This is a genomic window from Planomonospora sp. ID82291, from assembly GCF_015711645.1.
Taxonomy (GTDB): Bacteria; Actinomycetota; Actinomycetes; order Streptosporangiales; family Streptosporangiaceae; genus Planomonospora.
This window is the reverse complement of the sequence record NZ_JABTEX010000003.1, coordinates 304,733-328,351: the sequence shown is the minus strand read 5'-3', so window position 1 is coordinate 328,351 and position 23,619 is coordinate 304,733. Positions and strand designations below refer to the sequence as shown.

25 protein-coding genes are annotated in these 23,619 nt (G+C 72.9%); 14 read left to right on the top strand and 11 right to left on the bottom strand.

What is annotated here, in order from left to right; translation table 11 throughout:
• Positions 1 to 137 precede the first annotated feature (137 nt).
• The 4 genes from HS045_RS20765 to HS045_RS20750 all read left to right on the top strand — a co-directional run bounded on the left by HS045_RS20765 (position 138) and on the right by HS045_RS20750 (position 4,758).
• Complete coding sequence (locus HS045_RS20765) at positions 138 to 2,138, top strand: Xaa-Pro dipeptidyl-peptidase (RefSeq protein ID WP_196453122.1); 2,001 nt, start codon at positions 138 to 140, stop codon at positions 2,136 to 2,138.
• A gap of 128 nt (positions 2,139 to 2,266) precedes the next feature.
• A complete protein-coding gene (locus HS045_RS20760; RefSeq protein WP_196453121.1) occupies positions 2,267 to 3,085 on the top strand; it encodes a DUF5937 family protein in 819 nt (272 codons plus the stop codon).
• 320 nt (positions 3,086 to 3,405) lie between these two features.
• On the top strand, positions 3,406 to 4,362 hold the full coding sequence (locus HS045_RS20755) for a TerC family protein (protein ID WP_230884509.1): 957 nt from the start codon (positions 3,406 to 3,408) through the stop codon (positions 4,360 to 4,362).
• 72 nt (positions 4,363 to 4,434) lie between these two features.
• The gene (locus tag HS045_RS20750) at positions 4,435 to 4,758 is read left to right on the top strand and encodes a winged helix-turn-helix domain-containing protein (protein ID WP_230884508.1); all 324 of its coding nucleotides are present in this window, start codon (positions 4,435 to 4,437) and stop codon (positions 4,756 to 4,758) included.
• A gap of 106 nt (positions 4,759 to 4,864) precedes the next feature.
• On the opposite strand, the gene HS045_RS20745 is transcribed toward HS045_RS20750, so the two are convergent.
• Positions 4,865 to 5,236, bottom strand: coding sequence for a PRC-barrel domain containing protein (locus HS045_RS20745; protein WP_196453119.1), 372 nt, complete (start codon positions 5,234 to 5,236; stop codon positions 4,865 to 4,867).
• Positions 5,237 to 5,523: 287 nt separating this feature from the next.
• On the opposite strand from HS045_RS20745, the gene HS045_RS20740 reads away from it, so the two are divergent.
• Positions 5,524 to 5,694, top strand: coding sequence for a hypothetical protein (locus tag HS045_RS20740; protein ID WP_196453118.1), 171 nt, complete (start codon positions 5,524 to 5,526; stop codon positions 5,692 to 5,694).
• Positions 5,695 to 5,789: 95 nt separating this feature from the next.
• Here the strand turns inward: HS045_RS20740 and HS045_RS20735 are convergent, their stop codons facing one another.
• The gene (locus HS045_RS20735; protein ID WP_196453117.1) at positions 5,790 to 7,004 is read right to left on the bottom strand and encodes a pyridoxal phosphate-dependent aminotransferase; all 1,215 of its coding nucleotides are present in this window, start codon (positions 7,002 to 7,004) and stop codon (positions 5,790 to 5,792) included.
• Positions 7,005 to 7,103: 99 nt separating this feature from the next.
• Here HS045_RS20735 and HS045_RS20730 point away from each other — a divergent pair, with 99 nt between their 5' ends.
• The gene (locus tag HS045_RS20730) at positions 7,104 to 7,739 is read left to right on the top strand and encodes a helix-turn-helix domain-containing protein (RefSeq protein ID WP_196453116.1); all 636 of its coding nucleotides are present in this window, start codon (positions 7,104 to 7,106) and stop codon (positions 7,737 to 7,739) included.
• A gap of 19 nt (positions 7,740 to 7,758) precedes the next feature.
• Here the strand turns inward: HS045_RS20730 and HS045_RS20725 are convergent, their stop codons facing one another.
• From HS045_RS20725 to HS045_RS20705, 5 genes are all read right to left on the bottom strand, one after another.
• Positions 7,759 to 8,328: a TrmH family RNA methyltransferase gene (locus HS045_RS20725; RefSeq protein ID WP_196453115.1), complete on the bottom strand. Its 570-nt coding sequence runs from the start codon at positions 8,326 to 8,328 to the stop codon at positions 7,759 to 7,761.
• A gap of 82 nt (positions 8,329 to 8,410) precedes the next feature.
• The gene (locus tag HS045_RS20720; protein ID WP_196453114.1) at positions 8,411 to 9,004 is read right to left on the bottom strand and encodes a class I SAM-dependent methyltransferase; all 594 of its coding nucleotides are present in this window, start codon (positions 9,002 to 9,004) and stop codon (positions 8,411 to 8,413) included.
• A gap of 82 nt (positions 9,005 to 9,086) precedes the next feature.
• A complete protein-coding gene (locus HS045_RS20715) occupies positions 9,087 to 10,034 on the bottom strand; it encodes a VWA domain-containing protein (protein ID WP_196453113.1) in 948 nt (315 codons plus the stop codon).
• Positions 10,031 to 10,996, bottom strand: coding sequence for a DUF58 domain-containing protein (locus tag HS045_RS20710; RefSeq protein WP_196453112.1), 966 nt, complete (start codon positions 10,994 to 10,996; stop codon positions 10,031 to 10,033). Before HS045_RS20710 ends, HS045_RS20715 begins: the two co-directional genes overlap by 4 nt.
• On the bottom strand, positions 10,993 to 11,997 hold the full coding sequence (locus HS045_RS20705) for a MoxR family ATPase (RefSeq protein ID WP_196453111.1): 1,005 nt from the start codon (positions 11,995 to 11,997) through the stop codon (positions 10,993 to 10,995). The genes HS045_RS20710 and HS045_RS20705 overlap by 4 nt, the downstream gene beginning before the upstream one ends.
• 115 nt (positions 11,998 to 12,112) lie before the next feature.
• Here HS045_RS20705 and HS045_RS20700 point away from each other — a divergent pair, with 115 nt between their 5' ends.
• From HS045_RS20700 to HS045_RS20680, 5 genes are all read left to right on the top strand, one after another.
• Positions 12,113 to 12,874, top strand: a complete 762-nt coding sequence (locus HS045_RS20700; protein ID WP_196453110.1) for a hypothetical protein — start codon at positions 12,113 to 12,115, stop codon at positions 12,872 to 12,874.
• Positions 12,875 to 12,935: 61 nt separating this feature from the next.
• On the top strand, positions 12,936 to 13,148 hold the full coding sequence (locus tag HS045_RS20695; RefSeq protein ID WP_196453109.1) for a hypothetical protein: 213 nt from the start codon (positions 12,936 to 12,938) through the stop codon (positions 13,146 to 13,148).
• A gap of 186 nt (positions 13,149 to 13,334) precedes the next feature.
• Positions 13,335 to 13,646, top strand: coding sequence for a hypothetical protein (locus tag HS045_RS20690; RefSeq protein ID WP_196453108.1), 312 nt, complete (start codon positions 13,335 to 13,337; stop codon positions 13,644 to 13,646).
• Positions 13,643 to 14,209, top strand: a complete 567-nt coding sequence (locus tag HS045_RS20685) for a hypothetical protein (protein WP_196453107.1) — start codon at positions 13,643 to 13,645, stop codon at positions 14,207 to 14,209. The genes HS045_RS20690 and HS045_RS20685 overlap by 4 nt, the downstream gene beginning before the upstream one ends.
• Before the next feature lie 132 nt (positions 14,210 to 14,341).
• Positions 14,342 to 15,109 (top strand): TSUP family transporter, encoded by a 768-nt coding sequence (locus tag HS045_RS20680; protein ID WP_196453106.1) that lies wholly within the window; start codon positions 14,342 to 14,344, stop codon positions 15,107 to 15,109.
• Positions 15,110 to 15,197: 88 nt separating this feature from the next.
• On the opposite strand, the gene HS045_RS20675 is transcribed toward HS045_RS20680, so the two are convergent.
• Positions 15,198 to 15,713: a hypothetical protein gene (locus HS045_RS20675; protein ID WP_196453105.1), complete on the bottom strand. Its 516-nt coding sequence runs from the start codon at positions 15,711 to 15,713 to the stop codon at positions 15,198 to 15,200.
• Between the two features lie 166 nt (positions 15,714 to 15,879).
• Between HS045_RS20675 and HS045_RS20670 the strand changes: the two genes are divergently transcribed.
• Positions 15,880 to 16,872 carry a YafY family protein gene (locus HS045_RS20670; protein WP_196453104.1) on the top strand — a complete coding sequence of 331 codons (993 nt, stop codon included), beginning with the start codon at positions 15,880 to 15,882 and terminating at the stop codon, positions 16,870 to 16,872.
• 135 nt (positions 16,873 to 17,007) lie between these two features.
• The gene (locus HS045_RS20665) at positions 17,008 to 17,487 is read left to right on the top strand and encodes a pyridoxamine 5'-phosphate oxidase family protein (protein ID WP_196453103.1); all 480 of its coding nucleotides are present in this window, start codon (positions 17,008 to 17,010) and stop codon (positions 17,485 to 17,487) included.
• 96 nt (positions 17,488 to 17,583) lie between these two features.
• On the opposite strand, the gene HS045_RS20660 is transcribed toward HS045_RS20665, so the two are convergent.
• The 3 genes from HS045_RS20660 to HS045_RS20650 are packed head-to-tail and all read right to left on the bottom strand — an operon-like array spanning position 17,584 to position 20,086.
• Entirely contained in the window at positions 17,584 to 18,783 is a 1,200-nt protein-coding gene (locus HS045_RS20660; RefSeq protein WP_196453102.1) for an MFS transporter, read from the bottom strand.
• Between the two features lie 38 nt (positions 18,784 to 18,821).
• Positions 18,822 to 19,613, bottom strand: coding sequence for an SDR family NAD(P)-dependent oxidoreductase (locus tag HS045_RS20655; protein WP_230884507.1), 792 nt, complete (start codon positions 19,611 to 19,613; stop codon positions 18,822 to 18,824).
• Entirely contained in the window at positions 19,610 to 20,086 is a 477-nt protein-coding gene (locus tag HS045_RS20650) for a MarR family transcriptional regulator (protein WP_307827625.1), read from the bottom strand. Before HS045_RS20650 ends, HS045_RS20655 begins: the two co-directional genes overlap by 4 nt.
• A 120-nt stretch (positions 20,087 to 20,206) precedes the next feature.
• Here HS045_RS20650 and HS045_RS20645 point away from each other — a divergent pair, with 120 nt between their 5' ends.
• Entirely contained in the window at positions 20,207 to 23,461 is a 3,255-nt protein-coding gene (locus HS045_RS20645) for an efflux RND transporter permease subunit (RefSeq protein WP_196453100.1), read from the top strand.
• Positions 23,462 to 23,619: the final 158 nt, after the last annotated feature.

Sequence of the window (23,619 nt, the reverse complement as noted above, 5' to 3'; positions counted from 1 at the left end):
GGCGGTCGCTGCGCGGGGGCGGACCGGAAACCCCCGGCGGCACGTGATTCGTTACATCCTGGATCTTGCGGGAGGAGATCCGGCCGTGGAGATTGACGGCAGTCGTCAAATCTCCATCGGCTTTCGGAGCACCCCCCATGACCAGATGGAAACACCTCCTGCTCGCCCTGGCGGTGGCCGTGCCCACAGGCGCCCTGCCGGCGGCGGCCGCCCCCGCCGCGTCGGCGTCGTCCACGCCCACCCCACCACCCCTGCCGTCCGCGCCGATCGAGAACGGTGAGACCCAACCGGTCCACTCGCGCGCCGACGCGCTGACCGAGACCGTGTTCGTGGAGGTCGCCGGGACCGACAGCGACGCCGACGGCCGCCCCGACCGGGTCGCCGTCGACATCATGCGCCCGGCGGCGACCGCCACCGGGCTGAAGGTCCCGGTCATCATGGAGGCCAGCCCCTACTACGCCGGCGGCAACGACGTGGACAACCACGTCGTCGACCTCGACGGCTCCGACCCGGCCGGCATGGAGTACCGCCGCAACAAGTTCAGCGACCTGCGCGAGACGATGTTCGGCCAGGCCGAGGACCCGGCCGCCGCCCGCGCCGCCGCCGGCCCCTTCCCGGGCTACTACGACAACTACTTCGTCCCGCGCGGGTACGCGGTCGCGTTGGTGGAGAACCTCGGCTCGGGCCGGGCCACCGGCTGCCCGACCACCGGCCTGCCCAACGAGACCGCCGGGCCGAAGGCCGCGATCGACTGGCTGAACGGCCGAGCCAAGGGCTTCGACGCGGCCGGAAACGAGGTGCGGGCCGACTGGTCGACCGGGAACGTCGGCATGATCGGCATCTCCTACAACGGCACCCTGCCCAACGCCGTCGCCGCGACCGGGGTGAAGGGCCTGAAGACCATCGTGCCGATCGCGGCCATCTCCTCCTGGTACGACTACTACCGCTCGAACGGCGGCGTCGTGGCGCCCGGCGGCTACCAGGGCGAGGACGCCGACGTGCTCGCCCGCTACGTGCTGACCCGGGAGAACGGCCAGGAGGCCTGCGGCGCGCTGATGGACCGGATCGAACACGACCAGGACCGCGTCACCGGCGACTACACGCGCTTCTGGGACGAGCGCGACTACCTGAAGGACGTCCGGAAGGTCCGGGCGAGCGTGTTCCTGGTGCACGGCCTCAACGACTGGAACGTCAAGACCGGGCAGGCCGTGCAGTGGTGGGACGCGCTGGGCGGGCGGGGCGTGCCGCGCAAGATCTGGCTCCACCAGGGCGCGCACTTCAACCCGTTCAACTTCGCCTCCCGCAACGCCGAGTGGCTGCGCCAGCTGCACCGCTGGTTCGACTTCCACCTGTACGGCCTGCCCAACGGGATCATGGAGGAGCCGCAGGCCGACGTCGAGCACGGGCCCGGCCAGTGGGCGCAGCACGCCGCCTGGCCGCTGCCCGGCACCCGCGACGTGCGCTTCGCCCTGGCCGCCGGTGAGAACGGGGGCAGCGGCGCGCTGACCCCGCGGCCCGGCCGCGGACACGCCGCGAAATCTACGGAGGTGTTCACCGACGCTCCCGCGCGCACGGCCGAGCAGCTCGCCGAGAACGAGACGGCCGCCGACCCCAACCGGCTGGCCTACCTGTCGGCGCCGCTGGCCAAGGACACCCGGCTGTCCGGCACGCCGGAGGTCGCGGTGAAGGCCGCCTTCTCCGGCGGCCGCTCGCCGTACCTGACGGCGCTGCTGGTCGACTACGGCACCGACGCCCGCGCCTACGGCCGGGTCGCCTACGGCGCCACCCCGGTCTGCTACGGCCAGGGCGTGCCCGGCGACACCGGCTGCGCCCGGCTGGCCGAGCACGTCACCGCCACCGCCCCCTTCAAGATCATCACTCGGGGCTGGCTGGACGTCCGCAACCGGCACTCCGCCGCCCGGACCGAACTGCTGCGCGAGGGCCGGTTCTACGACTTCCGCTTCGACCTGCAGCCGAGCGACCACATCGTCAAGGCCGGGCACCGGATCGGCGTCGTGCTGATCTCCACCGACCGCGACTTCACCCTCCGCCTGCCCGCCGGGACCCGGGTGGAGGTCAAGCCGGGCGACAGCTCCGTGACGCTCCCGCTGGTCGGCGGGCGCTCGGCGCTCAGGTGACCCGGACGGGGGTCCGGGACGTGCGCCCGGACCCCCGGACCGCGGACCCCCGGGCTTCACGGCCCGGATTCGCGGTTGCCGAACCTCTCCGCTCCGCCTTCCGACGCCGACTGGCCGCCGACTGGCTGATGCGGCGACGACGGGCCGCGCCGGCGGACCAGGCGTACGCCGAGCTGGTCGACGCCGCGACGGGGCGCGGGGAAGAGATCGGCCGTCGGCTGCTCGATGACCCCGACCGGGCCAGGTCCGAGGCCGCCGAGGCGCTACGCCGCCTCTGGAAGGCGGCCGTGGAACCGGAATGGCCGTCCATGCGGCAGGCGCTGCGCGCCGAGATGCTGGACCGGGCCGTCCAGGTCAACCGCGAGGGGCTGCGTGCGGTCCTTCCGCGCCTGCACCACTCCGCTGCGTGCGAAGGCGACGCCATCACCGTCGAGAAGACCGTCGACATCGATGTCGGCTGCCCTGAGGGACTCATCCTCGTTCCGTCGCTGTTCATCACCGACCGGATGCAGTGCACCACCTCAGACCACTGGACTCCGGCGATCTACTACCCGGCGTCCGGGCGGTACCTCTGGGCGCCGCCTCCCACGCCGAGATCCCTCGACCGGCTTCTGGGAGCGACTCGGTCGAGGATCCTGGCCGCGCTCACCACTCCGCTGCAGACGACCGTCGTGGCTCGGCTGGTGGGCGTCACCGCCCCGACGGCCAGCGAGCACCTGGCGATCCTGCGAGACGTCGGGTTGATCGACAGCAGCAGGGCCGGCCGCACGGCCGCGCACGAGCTCACTGAGGCCGGACGTGCTCTCCTGGACGCGGCCTCTCCGCGACCATGGCCGGTCCGGGGCTGCCGGGGGACTGTCCGGTGCCGCGCTGGGCGGCGTTCGCCCTGCCCGCGACCTCGCGGAGCCGCCCAGCGGCGACGGCTTCGGCGCCGGGGGTCGACGTAACGCATGGCGGTGCGGGGGTCGTTGTGGCGGGTCCCGCCCATGATGGGCTGCAGCGGTACTTCGACCTCGCCGAGGTGGGCGGCGGCGTTGTGACGCAACTGGTGCAGCGGGAATACCTGAAACTTGACACATGTCTTTTGTGTCGTGAATACTGGTACGTAGATCGATGGGGAGTACCCAAGGCTCCACGCACCGCCGTCAAGACGGGCCCGGCCCATCCGGGTCCCGGCGCTGCGGCCGCCCTTCGCCGGCGGCCTGGGGAGACCGTCGACCACCGGCGCCGCCGCATCCGCCGGCGGCTGGTCGAGGAGGTCTCCCCGTTGTCTGTTGCCTGGTGGGCCTGGGCCGCGGTGATGCTGGCCGTGGCCGCCATGTTGGCCATCGATCTGTTCCTGCACCGCGACAACCACGTCATCGGCTTTCGCGAGGCGGCCGTCTGGTCCGGCGTCTGGATCGCCGCCGGCCTGCTGTTCGGCGTGATCCTGTGGGGCTGGCAGGGCGGCGAGGCGGCCGGCACCTACTTCGCCGGCTACCTGATCGAAAAGGCGTTGTCGATCGACAACGTGTTCATCTTCGCGATGATCTTCACCGCCTTCGCCGTCCCGGCCGAGCTCCAGCACAAGGTGCTGTTCTGGGGCGTCATCGGCGCGCTGGCCTTCCGGCTGGTGTTCATCTTCCTCGGGGCCGAACTGCTGGATCGGTTCTTCTGGACCGCCTACCTGCTGGGCGCGTTCCTCATCTACACCGGCTACAAGATGGCCTTCCGGCACGACCGGCAGGCGCCGCCCGAGCGCAACCCGCTGGTACGCCTGGTGCGCCGCATCGTGCCCACCGACGCCCGCTACCACGGCGACCGGTTCTTCGCCCGCATCGGCGGCCGGCGGGTGGCCACGCTGCTGTTCGTGGTGCTGATCGCCATCGAGGCCACCGACCTGATCTTCGCGATCGACTCGGTCGCGGCCATCCTGGCGATCACCACCAGCACCTTCATCGTCTGGACCGCCAACGCCTTCGCCATCCTGGGGCTGCGCAGCCTGTACTTCTGCCTGGCCGGGCTGCTGCGCCGGTTCGTGCACCTGCACTACGGCCTGGCCCTCCTGCTGGCCTTCGCCGGCGTCAAGCTGATCGCCTCGGAGACCCCGGTCGGCAAACTGCCGATCCCGCTGACCCTGGGCGTCATCGTGGTCACCATCGGCGCCTCCATCGCCTGGAGCCTGCTGGCCACCCGGCGCACCCCCGGCTCCGACGCCGGTACCCACAGCGCCGCCCCGTCCTGACCCCGATTCACGCTTTCGAGTTCGGCACTTCTCATTCGTGAAACCCGCAGCGTGCTTTGTAGGATGGCGGGTATGCCGGACTGGACCTTCCTGACCAACCACGCCCACGTGCTGCTGTGCATCGCCCGTGACCCCGGCACCCGGATCCGTGACGTGGCGGCCCGCGTCGAGATCACCGAGCGGGCCGCGCAGCGCATCCTGGCCGACCTGACCGCCGCCGGCTACCTCACCGCCACCCGGGAAGGACGGCGCAACCGCTACCGCGTCAACCCCGCCCTGCCCCTGCGTCACCCCCTCGAGCGCGACCACCGGATCGGCGAGATCCTCGCGGTCTTCCACCCCGCCCGACCGCCGGCCCCGGCCGGGGCGAGCGATCAGGCGGCCGTGGGCGCGTGAGGCGCCAGGCGGCCGTGGTGCACTCGGCGCATGCGACCGGTCGCCGCAGCACCTCCCCGCCGGCCGGCCGGCGGGCGGCCGTGCCGGATCGGCCGCCCGGCTCTCCTCATCCGGCCGGGGTCCGCTCCGCGAGCCGGTGGGCGTAGTACGCGCCCAGCCGCTCGCGGGAGCGGGGCGCACCGGCCTCGGCGCCGTGGAACTGCGGAGCATCCATGATCTCCTCCCTGGTGGGGGAGACATGGAGCGTGCGCTCGGCCGGGTCGATGCGGGTGACCAGACCGGCGGGCAGCAGCGTGCTCCTGTCGGAGACCCACGAACCGGTGTCGATGACGACGTAGCTGTCACCGGCCATGGTGCTCTCCTCCTCCACCGGCCCGATCTCCCCGTCGGGGGTGTGCACCTCGAAGCCGATGATGTCCAGCGAGCGGTCGCCGCCGTAGACGTCCGGCCGGTAGTCCCACAGGTTCTCGTTCATCATGATCGGACTCTTCTCCTGTCAGGGAACGGCTGTCGCGGCTCGTCTACCCGCCCAGGTGAGAGCAAACGGACCCGTGGGACGCGCCCCGGCCGGACACCGCACCGAGGCCGTGGGCTCGTGTGGCTTGTTCCCGCAAGCCCGAGGGGCCGTTCCCGGAGACCCGAGGGACCGGCCGCGCCCGCCACCCGCCGTACGGCGGCGGGGGACCCTGAGGGGCGACCCTGGCTTGTCCCTGATCTCGGCCCGCGAGCCCGCCGTCCGGCCCCGCCGCGGCCTACGGTGGGCGCATGGGACGAATTCTGCTGATCGTGGCGGCCGTGGTGCTCGCCTTCTTCCTGCTCGGCTCGGTGCTGGGCTTCCTGTTCGGCCTGCTCAAGTGGGCCCTGATCATCGGCCTGGTGGCCGTGGTGGCCACGTTCGCGGCCAAGCTCTTCCGCTCCTCGAAGGCCCGCGGCTGACGCCGGCCGGATGACCGCCGCCGGACGCCTCCCGCCGGGGACCGCTTCCCGGCGGCGGGCCGTACCCGGGGGGCGGGCCCGCCGGCGGGGCGGCGTCACACCTGGCGGTAGCCGTCGAGGAAGCGGCCGATGCGGCTGATCGCCGCGTCGAGGTCGTCGGCGTGCGGCAGGGTGAGGATGCGGAAGTGGTCGGGGCGCGGCCAGTTGAAACCGGTGCCCTGCACGACCTGGATCTTCTCGCGCAGCAGCAGGTCCAGGACGAACCGCTGGTCGTCGACGATCTTGTGCACCTCGGGGTCGAGGCGGGGGAACGCGTACACCGCCCCCTGCGGCTTCACGCACGAGACGCCGGGGATCCGGTTGAGCATCTCCCAGGCGAGGTCGCGCTGCTCGCGCAGCCGCCCGCCGGGCAGGACCAGGTCGGTGATGCTCTGCCGGCCGCCGAGCGCCGCCTGGACGGCGTACTGGGCCGGGGTGTTGGGGCACAGCCGCATGGAGGCCAGCATGCTCAGGCCCTCCAGGTAGTCGCGGGCGTGCTCGCGGGGGCCGGACACCACCAGCCAGCCGGAGCGGTAGCCGGCCACCCGGTAGGCCTTCGACAGCCCGGAGAAGGTCAGGCACACCAGGTCGGGGGCGAGCGCCGCGACGTGGTGGTGGACGGCGTCGTCGTAGAGGATCTTGTCGTAGACCTCGTCGGCCAGCACCATCAGGCCGTGCCGCCGCGCCAGGTCGAGGATCCCCTCCAGGACGTGCCGGGGGTACACCGCGCCGGTGGGGTTGTTGGGATTGATGATCACCACGGCCCTGGTGCGGGGGGTGACCTTGGCGGCCATGTCGTCGAGGTCGGGGTACCAGCCGGCCGACTCGTCGCACAGGTAGTGCACGGCCCGCCCGCCGGCCAGGGTGGTCACGGCCGTCCACAGCGGGTAGTCGGGGGACGGGATCAGGACCTCGTCGCCGTCGTCGACCAGGGCCTGGACCGCCATCGAGATCAGCTCGGAGACGCCGTTGCCGAGGTAGACGTCGTCGACGTCCACGTCGGGCAGGCCGCGCTCCTGGTAGTGCTGGGCCACCGCCCGCCGCGCGGGCAGCACGCCCCGGGAGTCGGTGTAGCCGTGGGCCTTCGGGAGCATCCGGATCATGTCCTGGACGATCTCCTCGGGCGCCTCGAAGCCGAACAGCGCCGGGTTGCCGGTGTTCAGCCGGAGCACGCTGTGACCCGCCTCCTCCAGCGCGTCGGCGTGCTCGACGACCGGCCCGCGGATCTCGTAGCAGATCCCGTTCAGCTTGCTCGACTGCCTGAACTCCATGCGGTGGTCTCCCGATCCGTGTGCACGTCTGCGCCGTCTGCGATGGTACTTGGTTCTACCAAGTAAGCACTTGGAAAGTCCAACCGTTAGGGTGGCGGCATGCCACGACGGAGCTACGACCAGTACTGCGCCATCGCGCGGGCACTCGACGCCGTCGGCGACCGGTGGGCGCTGCTGGTCGTCCGGGAGCTGCTGGCCGGTCCCCGCAGATACACCGAGCTGCACGCCGACCTGCCGGGGGTGAGCACGGACGTGCTCGCCGCCCGGCTCAAGGACCTGGAGCGCGAGGGCGTCGTGACCCGCCGCCGGCTGCCGCCGCCCGGCGCCGCCACGGTGTACGAGCTCACCCCGCGCGGTCGCGGCCTGCTGCCGGTCCTGACCGCGCTGGCCGCCTGGGGCGCGGACGGCCTCGCCGAGCGGAGCCCGACCGACGCCGTGCGCGCCCACTGGTTCGCCGTCCCCCTGGTGCACCGGCTCGAACGGATCGCGGACGGGCGGGCGGGGGTCGTCGAGGTCGCGCTGGAGGAGGGCGTCTTCCACCTGCGGCTCGGCGGGAAGGAGGCGCCGTCCTACGGGGACGGCCCGGCCGAGGCCGCCGACGCGCGGCTCGCCACGGACGCCGACACCTGCGTCGCCCTCGCCCGGGACGTCGGGACGGTCGCCGACGCCGTGGCCGACGGGCGGATCACGGTGACCGGTCAGGGCCCGCTCGCCGACGCGCTGAGGAGCCCCTGATCGTCCTCGGGCTCCCCGCTCACCCGGGTTCGGCGGTGCGGACCGGCTCCAGCGCGGCCCACTCCCGGCGGCGGACCTCGGCCACGGCGATCGCCGCGGCGACCCCGACGTTGAAGGACCCGACCCGGCCGACCTGCGGGATGTAGCAGACCGCGTCGGCGGCCTCCAGCAGCGCGGGGGAGCAGCCGTGGTCCTCGCTGCCCACCACCAGGCACACGTCGCCGGACAGCTCCGCCTCGTGCAGCGGGACGGCGTCGCCGGTCAGCTCCACCGCGACCACCCGGAACCCGTCCGCCTTGGCGGCCCGTACGGCCTCCGCGACCGGGACCGGCTCCTCCCAGGCGACGAGCCGGTCGGTGCCCAGCGCCGTCTTCTGCGCCTTGGGGTTGGTCGGGGGAGTGGCGTTGCCGGCCAGCCAGATGCGGTCGGCCCCGAAGGCGGCGGCCGTACGGAAGATCGAACCGATGTTGAACGGCCCGGTCACCGACTCCACGATCAGGGCGAGGCGGCCTTCGGTGTTCCTGCGCCAGGTGCGGTTGAGCCGCTTGACGTCGGTCGGCCGCAGCTGCCTGCGCGGGTTGGCGGTCATGGGGCGTTCACCGTTCCTGGTCGTCGTGGGTCTCGGTCGTGCTCTCGGTCGTGGCTCTCGCCGCCGCCCGGCCGGGCGGCGCTCACCGCGCCCCGACCCGGAGGATCCGGTAGGACGACCGGGAGGCCGCGCGGGTGGTGGGCCAGCCCTGCTCGTTGAGCCAGCGCTGCAGGGAGTCGGAGCCCAGGTGCTTCTGGACCACCAGGTGGGCGGCGCCGTCCGGGGTCAGGCGCGACAGCCAGCGCGTCAGCATCGCGTGCAGGGCGGGCTTGCCGATGCGGATCGCCGGGTTGGACCAGATGGCGCGGAAGCGGACCTCCGGCGGGACCTCGTCGGCGTGCACTGACCTTACTTTGTCAAGGCGGGCGGTCTGTGCATTCCTGGCGCACAGCTCCACGGAACGCCGGTTCACGTCCACGGCCCACACGGTCGCGCCGGGGGCGCGGGAGGCCATCGTCAGCGCGATCGGCCCGTAGCCGCAGCCCAGGTCCAGCAGGTCGCCCTCCGCGGGGGGAGGGGGCACGCTCTCCAGCAGGATCCGGGTGCCCTGGTCGACCCGCTCGGGGGAGAAGACCCCGCTGTCGGTCTCCAGCCTCAGGTGGAGGTCGGGGAGGACGAGCGTGACCGACCCCGGCCGGCCGGCGCTGGTGGGGCGCTCCTCGAAGTAATGTGCCACGTGCTCATTGTCCCGCCTCCGGCGGAGCGCTCCGCACGCCGCCGGCCGACGCGGGCCCGGCGGCGCCGTCAGGAGGGACGGGTCAGGGGAGGCGCGCCCCCAGCAGCAGGGCGGAGACGGCGAACAGCAGGCCCGTCACCACCCCCGCCACGGTGAACCACCGGCCGATCTCCTGGTTGACGGTCCGGTAGCCGAGGGACGTGCCGATCTGCTCGTAGACCGCGCGCAGCTCGCTGCCCGACTCCGCCTCGTAGGCGCGCCCGCCGGTGCCCTGCGAGAGGGCCTGCAGGGTGGCCTTGTTCACCGGGACGTTCACCTCTCTGCCGTCGATGGAGACGGTGCCGTCCTGAGTGCCGTAGGCGATCGTGGAGACGGGCACGCGGGCGTTGACCGCCGACTCGACCGCCTCGGCCACCGACCGGCCCGAGGTGTTGTCGCCGTCGGACAGCAGCACGATCGCGGCCGGCGGAGGATCGCTGACGGCCTGCTGGTCGAAGAAGCGGATGGAGTCGATGGAGCTGAACACCGCCTCGCCGATGGCGGTGCCGGCCCGGGTGTTCAGGTTGGCCAGCGAGGTGGACACGGCCTGGTGGTCGAGCGTGGGGGAGACGACCACCGCGGCGGAGCGGGCGAAGGCGACCAGGCCGACGTTGAAGCGCTCCGGCAGGTCCTGGACGAACTTCTGGGCCGCCTCCTTGGCCGCGGCGAGCCGGTTGGGCGCGACGTCGCCGGCCTCCATCGACAGCGAGACGTCCAGCGCGATGATGATCGTCGCACGGTCGCGGGGGACCCGGACCGCGTCGGCCGGACGGGCGACGGACAGCACCAGCAGGCTCATCATCACGAAGAACAGCGCGGGGGCGAGATGGCGCCGCCAGTCCGGCCCGGAGGGCGTCACCAGGTCGAGCAGGGGCAGGTTGGTGAAGCGCACCGCGTAGCGGCGGCGGGCGAACTGGGCCGCCACGTAGGCGGCGGCGAGGGCCGCGAGCGCGGCGAACAACCACAGCCAGGCGGGAGACAGGAAGGTCACCGGGCCGCCCCCGCCGCCGGGTGCCGGTGGGACAGGTGCGCGGTGCGCCGCTGCCTCAGCACGAACTGCGCGATGTCGGCCACCCAGTCGCGGTCGGTCCGCAGCACCAGGTGCGCCGCGCCGCAGCGGCGCAGCGCCATCCGGTTGACCTCCCGCTGGACGGCCGCCGCCCGGGCGTAGGCCGCGCGCACCTTCGCGGTGAGCCGGACCTGGCGGCCGCGTCCCGACTCGGGGTCGGTGAGGCTGACCAGGCCCACGGGCGGCAGCTCCAGCTCGCGCGGGTCGATCACCTCCACGGCCAGCACCTGGTGGCGGGCGGCCAGGCGGCGCATCGGCCGCTCCCAGGACAGCTCCAGGCCGGGGTCGAGGGCGGGCTCGGCGTCCAGGAAGTCGGAGACGACCACCCGCAGGCCGCGCCGGCGCCGCGCCGAGGCCAGCACCTCGACGCCCTCGGCCAGGTCGGGGGCGTCGGCGACCGGGAGTCCCCGGGGCGCGTCCATCAGCGAGTGCAGCAGGCCGTACAGGGCGGGACGGCCGCCGCGGGCGGGCATCCGGTGGACGTACTCGTCGTGCAGGACGTAGGCGCCGAAGCGGTTGCCGATCCGCCGGGTGAGGAACCCGATCGCGCCGACCGCGGCGATCACCAGTTCCCGCTTCTCCACGGCGGCGGTGCCGAAGTCCATGCTGGGGGAGAGGTCGGCCAGCACCCAGGTCTCCAGTTCCCGGTCGGCGACGAGGTCCCTGACGTGCGGAACGGAGGTGCGGGCGGTCACCGCCCAGTCCATGCGGCGGACGTCGTCCTCGCCGGGGACGTAGACGCGGCTGTCGCCGGCCTCGCTGCCGGGGCCGGGCAGCAGGCCCTGGTGCGCGCCGTGCAGCAGCCCGTCCAGCCGCCGCACGATGGCCAGCTCCAGCCTGCGCAGCGCCTGCTCCGATGCGCTCAGGCGCGGCCCGCGCGTCATCGGGGGCCCTGGTTCCAGACCACCAGCGGCGGGGGCACGGCGGCGAGGATCTGCCGGACCACGTCGTCGGGGTCGATCCCGTCGGCGAGCGCGTCGAAGGTGAGCATCAGCCGGTGGGACATCACGTCCACCGCCACGTCCCGGACGTCGTCGGGGAGCAGGTAGTCGCGGCCGCGCAGCAGGGCCAGGCCGCGGCCGGCGGAGACCAGGCCGAGCGTGGCGCGCGGGCTGACGCCGATCTCGATGGTGTCCTCCAGCCCGGCCAGGCCGTACTCGTCGGGGGAGCGGGTGGCCATGACCAGCCGGACGACGTAGTCGGCGACCAGGTGGTGCACCGAGACCTGGTCGGCGAGCTCCTGCAGGGCGGACAGCCGCTGCGGGTCGAGGACCGCCCGGGGGGTGGGCGGGGTGACGCTCATCCGGTGCAGGATCTCCAGTTCCTCGTGGGCGCTGGGGTGGCCGACCCGGACCCGGAAGAGGAAGCGGTCGCGCTGGACCTCCGGGAGCGGGTAGACGCCCTCGGACTCGATCGGGTTCTGGGTGGCGAGCACGACGAACGGCTTGGGCAGCGGGTGGGTCCGCCCGGCCAGGGAGACCTGGCGTTCGGCCATGACCTCCAGCAGGGCCGACTGCACCTTGGCCGGGGCGCGGTTGACCTCGTCGGCGAGCAGGAAGTTGACGAAGACCGGTCCGAGCTCGACGTCGAAGGCCTCGCGGGAGGGGTGGTAGACCCGGGTGCCCACGATGTCGCTGGGCACCAGGTCGGGGGTGAACTGGATGCGGGCGAAGGTGCCGCCCACCACGGTGGCCAGGGTGGAGGCGGCCAGGGTCTTGGCGACGCCGGGCACGCCCTCCAGCAGGCAGTGGCCGCGGGCCAGCAGCGCCACGAGCAGCCGCTCCACCATGTGGTCCTGGCCCACGATGACCCGCCGGACCTCGGTCAGGGCCTCGCGCACCAGTCCGGCGTCGGTCTCGCTGGGGACGTCCTCGGCGACGGTCATGGTGACATCCCACCGAACAGAGGGCTCTGCCGCATGGCTGGAGTGGTGCGCATTTCCGGTTGATACCCACCTGTGCGCGGTGTGATCGCCGTCACCCGCTTTCCCGTGTGCTTTCATGGCAGACGTGGCCAGTCCGCTCCAGTACGGTGACCCGCCCCGGCTCGGGCGGTTCGTCCTGCAGGCCCGCCTGCGCGTGGGGCCCGCGGGACTGGTCTACCTGGGGCAGGACTCCGGCGGCCGGGCGGTCTCGCTGGCGGTGCTGACCAAGGGGGCCGCGCAGGACCCGGCGGCCAGGGACCGCTTCGTCACGGCGGTGCGCGAGGCGGCGGCCAGTCGCGGGGTCCGGGGCTGGATGGCCAGGGCGGCGCGGGGCCGGACGGCGGAGGCCGGGGCGGTCCCGCAGGTGCTGGCCATGGACGGCGGCGCCGCGCCCTGGGTCGCCACGCCGTACGAACCGGGCCGGGTGGGGGCCGAGCGGTTCCTGGAGCCGGTGCTGGTGCGCGGCACGCTGATCGGTGAGCGGCACGGCCCGGACTTCGCGCCACACTGGGTGGGCGACCGCTCGCCCGCGTTGCCGGCGCCCTCCCCGGGGGCCCCTCCGGCGGTGGAGACCCGCAGGTCGGTGCTCCTGGCCGGGGCGGTGCTGACCGTCCTGCTGGTGCTGCTGGCGGTGATGCTCTGGCAGTTCCTCCGCCCGGAGGAGGAGGCCGGGCAGTTCCCCGGGCCGCTGCCGCCGACGAGGTTCGAGCCGACGCCGCCGCCGGTCCCCGCGACCCCGGAGCCGGGACGGCCGTCGCCGTCGCCGTCGGAGAGCGGGACGGGTCCGGGGGAGCCGGGAGACCTGGAGGGGCCGGAGGATCCGCGCAGCGGGATCTGAGAGGCGGGCGGGGGCCGCCCCGTCCGCGTGATCTCGGGACATCGCGGGGTATGGACAGCGGATGAGCAACGAGGAAGAACTGCGCAGGCTCGACGAGGAGCTGGCGCGGCTGCGCGCGGAGGTCGCGGCCATGCGCGACCAGGTCGGCGAGCTCGGCGCCACCGACGCCAACGAGCGGGCGCAGATGATCAACTTGGCCGACGAGCAGGAGAACCTGATCAGCGAGCTCGAGGTCCGGCGCGAGTCGCTGCTCAGGGCCTCCGGCGAGGGGTGAGACCGTGCGCCGGAAGGCCGGGGCGGCTCGGCGATGTCGCCGGGGGGTGACCCGGGGTGCGGCCCGGCCGGTCCGAAGCGGTGCCCGGGGGCGGTGCGGCCCGCCGCGTGCGGCTCCGGCGAGTCCGCCCGGGACGGCGCCCCGCCGGCGCGGGACACCGGAGCCCCGGCCGCCGGGAGAACACCGGTGTCGATCTCGATCAACTGCGTGCCGCCGAAGACGAACACGGCGGAACGGCGGAACCTCGAGGCCGACAGGGCGGAGTTCCAGCAGCTCGATCCGGACACCACGATCGGGAAGGCGTCGGAGGCGTTCCCCTGCTACGAGCCCAGGACGTTCGAGGCCGAGCCGGCCGGCGGCCGGCTCGAGACCGTCGTGGACCCGGCCGGGAAAGGTGCTGAACCGGAAGCGCACCCCGCCCGGCGGCCTCCTCCGCCACCCGCCGGAGCCGGCCCCGCCTCGGGTACCGCCTGCGGTTGCGACAAACTGAGGACATGACCGAGGTGCGACCCGCTCCGAACGCCGACGCGGCTCGATGGTTGCTCCGGGCTGATGTCGATTGGTGGGATCTTGTTCGCTACGGCCCGCCGGGCTTCGACGTGTACGTGCGTATCGCCTTCGCCCATGGGGCGGAGGGTGTCGACCCGGAGGGAGAAGACCGCGCCGTTCGCGTGGCACTCGCGACTCTCGCGACATGCACGGCCACGCCTTCCAGCGGATACGCGGCGATCTGGGAGGGGTGGAGCGGGCACCCGCCGGCTCCTGAAGCGCCACGGGTGGCCGTTCCCCATCGAGAGATGCTGCTCTTCACCGGCCCTGTCGACGTACTGAGCGACGCGCCCGCCCTCGCCTGGTACGGCTCTGCGCTGGGCGGTCCAGACCCTCACCTCGTGTGGCCCGAAGATCAAGCCTGGTGCCTGGCCTGCGAGGTCGACGAGGAGATCGAGTTCACCGTCGGATGTTCCGCCGACGCGTCCCAGGCTCTGGCCGAAGCCCTGCCCGGTGCCGTTCGACGGGTGCACTACGGGGAGCCGGCACCGGTGTACCGCGACCCTGCCTAGCACCGGCGGCCCCCGCACAGTCGTCGGTCCCCTCCTGCGGTCCGGCGATGTCCGCGATCTGAGCCGGGACTCCCCTCGCGGGGAGCGGTCGGTACGCTCTGGCCGGCGGACGTGTGATTTTGGGGGCTGTGCATGGACATGGGGCAGATCGTGCTGCTGATGGTGGCCGCTGCCGGGGCGGGGTGGATCGACGCCGTGGTCGGCGGGGGAGGGCTGGTGCAGCTCCCCGCGCTGCTGGTGGCGGGCGTGCCGCCGGTCCAGGCGATGGCCACCAACAAGTTCTCCTCCGTCTTCGGCACGGCCTCGGCGGCCGTCACCTACGCCCTCACCACGAAGATCGACAAGCGGGTGGCGGTCCCCGCCGGGCTGGCCGCGGTGCTGCTGTCCGGGCTCGGCGCCTCGGCCGTGACGCTGATCTCCAAGGAGGCGCTGATCCCGCTGGTGATGGCCGTGCTGGTGGGGGTGGCGCTGTTCGTCACCTTCCGCCCCGCTCTCGGCACCCATCCCCGGCCCCAGTTGGGCACCCCGGCCAGGACGCTGGCGGCGATCGGCGTCACCGGCGTCGGCATCGCCTTCTACGACGGCATCATCGGACCGGGCACGGGCACCTTCCTGATCATCGCCTTCACGGTGATCCTCGGCATGGACTTCGTGGACGGCTCGGCCCACTCGAAGATCGTCAACTTCTGCACGAACGTGGGGGCGCTGCTGGTCTTCGGGTTCCAGGGGGAGGTGCTGTGGCTCCTCGGCCTGGGGATGGCGGTGTGCAACATCGCCGGAGCCCAGCTCGGCGCGCGGATGGCGTTGCGCAGGGGGGCGAAGTTCGTACGGATCGTCCTGCTGTGCGTGGTCGCCGCGATGGTCGCCAAGCTCGGCTACGACCGGTTCCTGGCCGCCTGACCGGAGGCCGCCTGACCGGAGGCCGCCTGACCGGAGGCCGCCTGACCGGAGGCCGCCTGACCGGGCGGCGCCTCATCCCGGAGAGGGCTCACGCGTAGTAGGTGTAGAGGGGCTTCCACGTTCCGGCGTACAGGCAGTGGAGGGACGGCTTGGACGCCTTGGCCTCGGCGCACACCTTCAGCTCGACCTGGTACACGTTCTTGTGGGAGAACGTGAACGTCAGCGGCCTGCCGTGGGCGCAGGCGCGGTAGTGGCGCTGCTTGAGGGACACCCGGCCGCCGGCCTCCGCGACGGAGAGGCGGAAGACGGCCCAGCCGCAGGTGGAGGGGGAGCCGGTCAGGTCGGTGACGCGGCCGGTGACCGTGACGCGGTCGGCGGGCCTGCTCGGGTCGTCCTTCGCCGTGGCCGTCAGCGAACCGGCCGCTCTGGCCTTGCGGCCGGCGGCGTAGTGGGGCCCCCACGGGCCCGGGGCGGCGGTCTGCGCGGAGCGTGCGTCCGCGGCGCCCGCGGCGGGGCCGGCGGCGTGAGCGGTGGCGGGGGTGAGGACGGCCAGACCGGTGAGACCGGCGATGGAGAGCCCGGCCAGGGTGCGAGCGGTGTGCATGGGGGGATCCTTTCCGTCTGCGACTGAGCGCAGTGTGCGCCGGACCGCTTTCAACCGGCTTGAAGCCGTTCGTGCAAGCGGGCCGCGCCTCGGGCGGGCGGGGCGCCGGACCGGCCGGCACTGCGAGGCCGCCGACCCGGGGCGCGGCCCGGGGGAGAATGGGCGCATGCGTGCGAGTCGTCTCCTCTCCCTCCTGCTGCTGCTGCAGACGCGGGGGAGGATGACGGCCACCGAGCTCTCCGAGGAGCTGGAGGTCTCGGTCCGGACGGTCTACCGGGACGTGGAGGCGCTGTCGTCGGCGGGGGTGCCGGTGTACGCCGACCGCGGACCGGCCGGAGGCTACCGGCTCCTGGACGGGTACCGCACCCGGCTCAACGGGTTGACGGCCGAGGAGGCCTCCTCCCTCTTCCTGGCGGCCCTGCCCGGGCCGGCGGCGGAGCTGGGGCTGGGCGAGGTGGCCGCCGCCGCGGAGCTGAAGCTGCTGGCCGCCCTGCCGCCGGAGCCGCGTTCCCACGCCGCCCGGATGCGCGAGCGCTTCCACCTGGACGTCCCGGGGTGGTACCACAGCGCGGAGGAGGCGCCGTTCCTGGGGCTGGTCGCCGGAGCGGTGTGGGAGCAGCGGCCGGTGCGGATGGCCTACCGCCGCTGGGGCCCCAAGGAGGTGGAGCGCCTGGTCCATCCGTACGGTCTCGTGCTGAAGGGCGGCTCCTGGTACATGGTGGCCGCCCCGGGCCAGGAGGCGCCGCGCACCTACAAGGTGGGGCGGATCGTGGACGCCGAGGTGCTCGACGGCCGTTTCGAGCGGCCCGAGGGGTTCGGCCTGGCGGACTTCTGGGCGCGCTACACCGCGGATTTCCGCGAGCGCATGTACACCGCGCACGCGCTGATCCGGCTGGCCCCCGGGCTGGAGGGCCTGCTGCGCTACACGGTGGGGGAGGACGCCGCCGACGCCGCGCTGGCCGGCGCCGGGCCGCCCGACGAGCGCGGCTGGAGGGTGCTGCGCCTGCCGGTCGAGTCGGTCCGGCACGCCCGGTGGCTGCTGCTGCGCCTGGGGACCGACGTCGAGGTGCTGGAGCCGCCCGAGCTGCGCGCCGCGATGGCCGAGACGGCCGCCGCGCTCGCGCTGCTGTACGGCCCGCCGGCGGCCCCGGAGGGCTGACGGCCGGGGCGCCGCGCCCGAGCGGGTCCCGGGTGCGGCGCCGACCGGGCGCGGCGTGCGGTCGGCGGTCGGCTCGTGATGATGTCGGCGGCGGGCACCGCCGGATTGTCGGTGGCGGGGTGCACGATGGCCGGCATGGCTTCGTGGCGGGAGATCGAGACGGAAGTGCCCGAGTTGGCGGGCAGGGTGCGCGAGCTGCTGGACGCGCACCGGCACAAGACGATGGCGACGCTCCGCAGGGACGGCTCGCCCCGCATCAGCGGGACGGAGGCCCGGTTCCAGGACGGGGAGCTGTGGCTGGGGTCCATGCCGGGTTCGGTGAAGGCGAAGGACCTGCGGCGCGATCCGCGGCTCGCCCTGCACAGCGGGTCGGAGGATCCCGACGACGAGGACCCGTCGGGGTGGGCGGGGGACGCCAAGCTGGCGGGCCGGGCGGTGGAGGTGACCGATCCGCAGGTGCTCGGGGGATTCGAGCTGCCGGAGGGGCAGGAGTCGCACCTGTTCCGGATCGATGTCGCCGAGGTGGTCCGTACGTTCGTGGACGCGGACGGAGAGCACCTGGTCATCCAGATGTGGCATGAGGGCCGGGGCTTCCGCGAGGTCCGGCGGCGGTAATCAATAAATCTACTTTGTAAAGGGGTGGGGAGGGTTCATGAATCCTCCCCACCCGAAGAACAACACGACAAGAGCCCGGGCAGGCCCCGTTCGGTCTCAGGGATCGGGGCGTGCGGTCGCGGCGGCGTCCTCTCCGACGGCGCGGGGGCGCAGGGCTCCGGCGGAGGCGGCCATGAACATCGCCAGGGCGGCGGGGACGGCCAGGGCGGTGGGCAGGTCGGTGAGTTCGGAGACGCCGCCGATGATGGCGGGTCCGGCGACGAGTCCGCTGTAGCCGACGGTGGCGACCTGGGCGATCGCCTGTCCGGCCCGGGCGGGGTCGTGGTTGCCGGCGGCGGAGAAGACCTGGGGGACGATGGTGGCCAGGCCCAGGCCGAACAGGGCGAAGCCGACGATGGCGACCGGGATGCTGCCGACCAGCAGGGCGCCGCCGAGGCCGAGGGCGGCGATGACGCCGGAGACGCGGACGAGGCGGACGGGGCCGTGTCTCAGGGCGAGGCGGTCGCCGGCGAAGCGGCCGGCGGTCATGGCGACGGAGAAGACGGCGAAGCCGAGGGCGGCGACGGTCTCGGAGGCGTGGAGGTCCTCGAAGAGGTAGACGGAGGTCCAGTCGACGGCGGCGCCCTCTCCGACGAGCCCGGCGAAGGCGACGACGCCCATGAGGACGATCCAGCCGGTCCAGCGGGCGGGTTCGGCGGTCTTCGGCTCGTCCTGGGCGGAGGGGCGGGGGCCGGCGGGCAGGAGGTGGCGGCCGGCGTACAGGGAGACGAGGGCCAGGGGGACGCCGGTGGCGGCGAGGGTGGCGCCGGCGCCGAGGCCGAGGAGGGCGAACAGCCCGCCGATGCCGGCGCCCAGCAGCCCGCCGATGCTGAACATGCCGTGGAAGGAGGACATGATCGGGCGGCCGTAGAGGCGTTCGACCTCGACGCCGTGGGCGTTCATGGAGACGTCGAGGGAGGCGTTGACGAGGCCGTACACGAAGAGGGAGGCGATGAGGGCGGGCAGGGTGGGCGCGTAGCCGGGGGGGATCATGGCGAGGGCGGTGCCGACGGCGGCGGGCACGATGACGCGGGCGCTGCCGAAGTGGTCGGTGAGGCGGCCGGCGAAGCGCATGCCGACGATGAGGCCGACGGCCATGGCGAGCAGGCCGTAGCTGAGCCGGCCGTCGCTGAGGCCGAGGTCGGTTTTGACGGCGGGGATGCGGGCGGCCCAGGCGCCGGAGACGGTGCCGAGCACGATGAAGAAGAAGGAGACGGCGCGGCGGGCGCCTGCGGCCTGCCGGGGTGGGGTGCTCATTGGCCTCTCGGGTCGGTGCGGGCCGGTCGTGTCCGGTGTCAGTGGACGGAGAAGCCTCCGTCGACGCAGAGGGCCTGGCCGGTGATGAAGGCGCCGGCCGGTCCGGCGAGGAGGACGGCGAGGCCGGCGAAGTCGGTGGGCAGGCCGTTGCGGCCGGTCATGGTGCGGGCGGCGAGGGCTTCGACGCGGCCGGGGACGGCCTGGGCGGGTTCGGTGAGGGGGGTGAGGACGAATCCGGGGATGATCGTGTTGCTGGTGACGCCGTGGCGGGACCAGGCTTCGGCCTGGGAGCGGGTCAGGCCGGTGATGGCGGCTTTGGCGATGCCGTAGGCGCCGCTGTCGCCGAAGGCGCGGATGGACTGCTGGGAGCCGATGTTGATGATGCGTCCCCAGCCGCGGTCGGCCATGCGGGGGCCGTAGTGCTGGCCGAGGAGGTAGGGGGCGGTGAGGTTGACGGCGATGGTCTGCTCGTAGTCGTCGGTGGTGAGGTCGGCCATGGGGCGGCGGATGTTGTTGGCGGCGTTGTTGACGAGGATGTCGATGTCGCCGTGGTGGGTGGCGGCGTCGCGGCGGAGGCGGGCCAGGTCGGCGGGGTCGGCGAGGTCGGCGCTGACGGCGGTGGCGCTGACGCCGTGGGCGCGCAGGCGGTCGGCGGCGGCGGTGAGCGGTTCGGGGCGGCGGGCGACGAGGACGAGGTCGGCGCCGGCGCGGCCGAGGGCTTCGGCGATGGCGTAGCCGATGCCGGAGCTGGCGCCGGTGATCAGGGCGGTTCGTCCGGCGAGGGAGAAGAGGGCGTCGAGGTATCCGGGCATGGTCGGAAAGCCTGTCATCCTACTTTTCTGGTGGGGGGTTCTTCTTCGTGGAGTGCGGTGGCGACGGCCTGGATGCGGTCCATGACGGAGTGCAGGTCGTGCAGGGTCGGGGTGTCGAGGTGCATCAGCAGGCGGCGGAAGTCGTCGAGGCCGGCGTTGGAGATGCGCTCCAGCAGGGAGTGGCCGGCGGGGGTGAGTTCGGCGCGGCGGACGCGGCGGTCGTGGGGGTCTTCGTGGCGGGCGACGAGGCCGTGTCCGACGAGGCGGTCGACGAGGCCGGTGACGGTGCCGAGGCCGACTCCGAGGTGGTGGGCGAGTTCCTGGCCGGAGGCCGAGCCGCGGGCGGCCAGGAGCATGACGACCTTGAGTTGGCGCATGGTCAGGTTGGAGTCGAACAGGGGGGAGGACGGGCGGTTCTGGGCGAAGATGCGGCCCAGGTCGCGCTGTATCTCGCCGATCCGGTCGATCAGCCGGTCACGTTCGTCGTCCACGCTCACCTCTCGTTTCCTGAGAAGGTTATCAGGATCGTGAGGATCCGTTAAATATTCGTTCGAGGCGAAGTGTTAGGCTGGCGGGAACATTCTTCTGACGTCCTCGAGGAGCCCCCTCTTATGACAGCCCTGGCCAGGTTGAGCCTCGCCAACCGCAGCCTCGTCATAATGATCGCGGTTGTGGTGAGCGCGTTCGGCGCCTTCGCGATCCCGTCGCTGAAACAGCAGCTGCTGCCTTCGCTCTCGTTCCCGGGGGCGTTCGTGGTGACCGCCTACCAGGGCGCCTCTCCGGAGATCGTCGAGGAGCAGGTGACCAAGCCGATCGAGGACAGCTTCCAGGGCATCGCGGGGGTCACCGAGGTGACCTCCACCTCCCGGGAGGGGTTGTCCCAGGTCCAGGTGGCGTTCGAGTACGGCACGGACATCGATGACGCGGTCGCCAAGATGCAGCAGTCGGTGGCCCGGATCGAGGCCTCCCTGCCGGAGGGCACCGACCCGCGGGTGATGACGGGCGGCACCGACGACATCCCGGTGCTGGTGCTGGCGGTGGAGGACGGCGGCGACGGCCGGGCGATGGCCGACAAGCTCGAGCGGATCATGGTTCCGGAGCTGCGGGGCATCGAGGGCGTGCGCGACGTGGCGGTGACCGGTGTGCGCGACGAGAGCGTGGTGATCACTCCGGACCTCAAGAAGCTCGCGCTGCTCGGCCTGCAGCCGACCGCGGTCGCCGAGGTGCTGCGGGCCAACGGCCAGCCGGTTCCGGCGGGCGGCCTGACCGAGGACGGCAAGTCGCTGACTGTGCAGGTGGGCAGCCGGATCGGGTCGCTGAAGGAGTTGCAGGACCTCTACCTGACGCCGGCCGCTCCGGCGGTGCAGGTTCCGCAGGCCCAGCAGCAGGCCGCCCCGCAGGGCCGTCAGGTGCCCGGCGCGATGGGGCAGGCGGGGCAGTCCCGGTCCGCGGCGGCGCCGAAGGCGCCCAAGCCGGTCAGGCTCGCCGACGTCGCCGACATCGAGCGCACGGAGGAGGCGGCGACGTCGCTGACGCGGACGAACGGTGAGCCGAGTCTGGGCGTGTCGGTGACGATGGCGCCGGACGGCAACGCGGTGGCGATCTCCCATGAGGTGGGCGAGCGGATCCCGGAGATCGTCCGGGCGATCGGCGACACCGCGGCGGTGACGGTCATCTTCGACCAGGCGCCGTACGTGGAGCGGTCGATCGAGGACCTGACGACCGAGGGCCTGCTGGGGCTGGCGTTCGCGGTGCTGGTGATCCTGGTGTTCCTGCTGTCGGTGCGCTCCACGCTGGTGACGGCGGTGTCGATCCCGCTGTCGGTGGTGATCGCGCTGATCGCGCTGTGGCTGGGCGACTACTCGCTGAACATGCTGACGCTGGGCGCGCTGACCATCGCGGTGGGCCGGGTGGTGGACGACTCGATCGTGGTGCTGGAGAACATCAAGCGGCATCTGGAGTACGGCGAGGCCAAGCGCGACGCGGTGCTGGCGGGTGTGCGCGAGGTGAGCGGGGCGGTGACGGCCTCGACGCTGACGACGGTGGCGGTGTTCGCGCCGATCGCGGTGGTCGGCGGCATGGTGGGGCAGTTGTTCGCGCCGTTCGCGATCACGGTGACGGTGGCGCTGCTGGCGTCGCTGCTGGTGTCGCTGACGGTGATCCCGGTGCTGGCGTACTGGTTCCTGAAGGCTCCGGTGCTGGGCACGGAGGAGGCGCGGGCGGCCCGGGAGGAGGCCGAGGCCAAGGAGCTGCGCAGTCCGCTGCAGCGGGCGTATCTTCCGGTGCTGCGGTTCGCGACGCGGCGGCGGCTGGTGACGGTCCTGGTGGGCGTGGTGGTCTTCGTGGCGACGATGGGCCTGGCGGGGCGGCTGGAGACGAACTTCCTGGACTCCTCCGGGCAGGACACGGTCTCGATCAGCCAGAAGATGCCGGTGGGAACGGATCTGGCGACCACGGACGCGGCGGCGAAGAAGGTCGAGGAGGTGCTCGCCGGGCTGAAGGACCGGGGCGTGCAGTCCTACCAGGTGAACGTGGGGGCCGGTGGCGGGTTCCTGGGGGCGATGGGCGGCGGCGGTGACCGCGCGTCGTACTCGGTGACGGTGGCCGAGGGCACGGACACCCCGGCGCTGGAGGAGACGCTGCGCGAGCGGCTGGGGGCTCTGGCCGGCGCCGGTGAGATCACCGTGGGCGGCGGCCAGGGCGGCGGTATGGGCGGTTCGGTCGACCAGGTGCAGGTCGTCGTGCAGGCGCCGGACATCGCGGTGCTGGAGACGGCCGCGGAGACCGTGCGCAAGGCGATGGCCGGCCTGGAGGGGCTGCGGGACGTCTCGTCGAACCTGACGGCGAGCGCCGAGCGGGTCGAGGTCCGGGTGGACCGGGAGAAGGCGGCGGCCAGGGGGTTGACGGAGTCGTCGATCGGCCAGGTGCTGGCGCAGCGGTTCCGGGGTGCTCCGCTGGGTCAGGTGACGTTGGACGGCCGGGCGGAGGACCTGGTCCTGCGCACCGGTGACGCGCCCGAGGACGTCGAGGCGGTCCGGAAGCTGGAGTTGCCGACGGCGGCGGGCATGGTGGAGCTGTCGGACGTGGCGGAGGTGGAGAAGGTCGAGGGTCCTCCGCAGGTGACCCGTATCGACGGTGAGCGCAGTGCGACGGTGTCGGGTACGGCGACGGCCAGCGACCTGGGTGCGGTGACGGCGTCGCTGACGACGCGGTTGGCGGAGCTGTCGCTGCCGGAGGGCGCCTCGTACGAGATCGGCGGGGTGAGCGCGGATCAGGAGGAGGCGTTCGGTCAGCTGGGGCTGGCGATGCTGGCGGCGATCGCGATCGTGTTCATGATCATGGTGGCGACGTTCCGGAGTTTCGTGCAGCCGCTGATCCTGCTGGTGTCGGTGCCGTTCGCGGCGACGGGCGCGATCGGGCTGCTGCTGGCCACGGGTACGCCGCTGGGCGTGCCGGCGTTGATCGGCATGCTGATGCTGATCGGCATCGTGGTGACGAACGCGATCGTGCTGATCGACCTGATCAACCAGTACCGGGAGCAGGGGCTGGGCGTCGTGGAGGCGGTGATCGAGGGGGGTCGCCGGCGTCTGCGGCCGATCCTGATGACCGCGGTGGCGACGATCTTCGCGTTGGTCCCGATGGCGCTGGGGCTGACCGGGTCGGGCGGGTTCATCTCCCAGCCGCTGGCGATCGTGGTGATCGGCGGGCTGCTGTCGTCGACGCTGCTGACGCTGGTGCTGGTGCCGACGCTGTACGTGATGCTGGAGCGGACCAAGGAGCGGTTGAGCCGTGGTCGGGGGAGGGCCGTGCAGGACGGGCCGGAGGTGAAGGTGTACGACGCCGACGAGTTGGCGTCCTCGCGTTAGCGGTGCGTGGGCCGGTCGCCGTGCGGTGGGTTGTGCGCCCGCCGTACGGCGGTCGGCTTTTTCGCGGGGTCCGGTCTGCGGCGGGGCCGCCGGGGCCGGGGCGCGCCGGGCGGGTGCCGGCGGGTGGTGCGCGGGGGCGGTGCGCCGATGGGAGGACC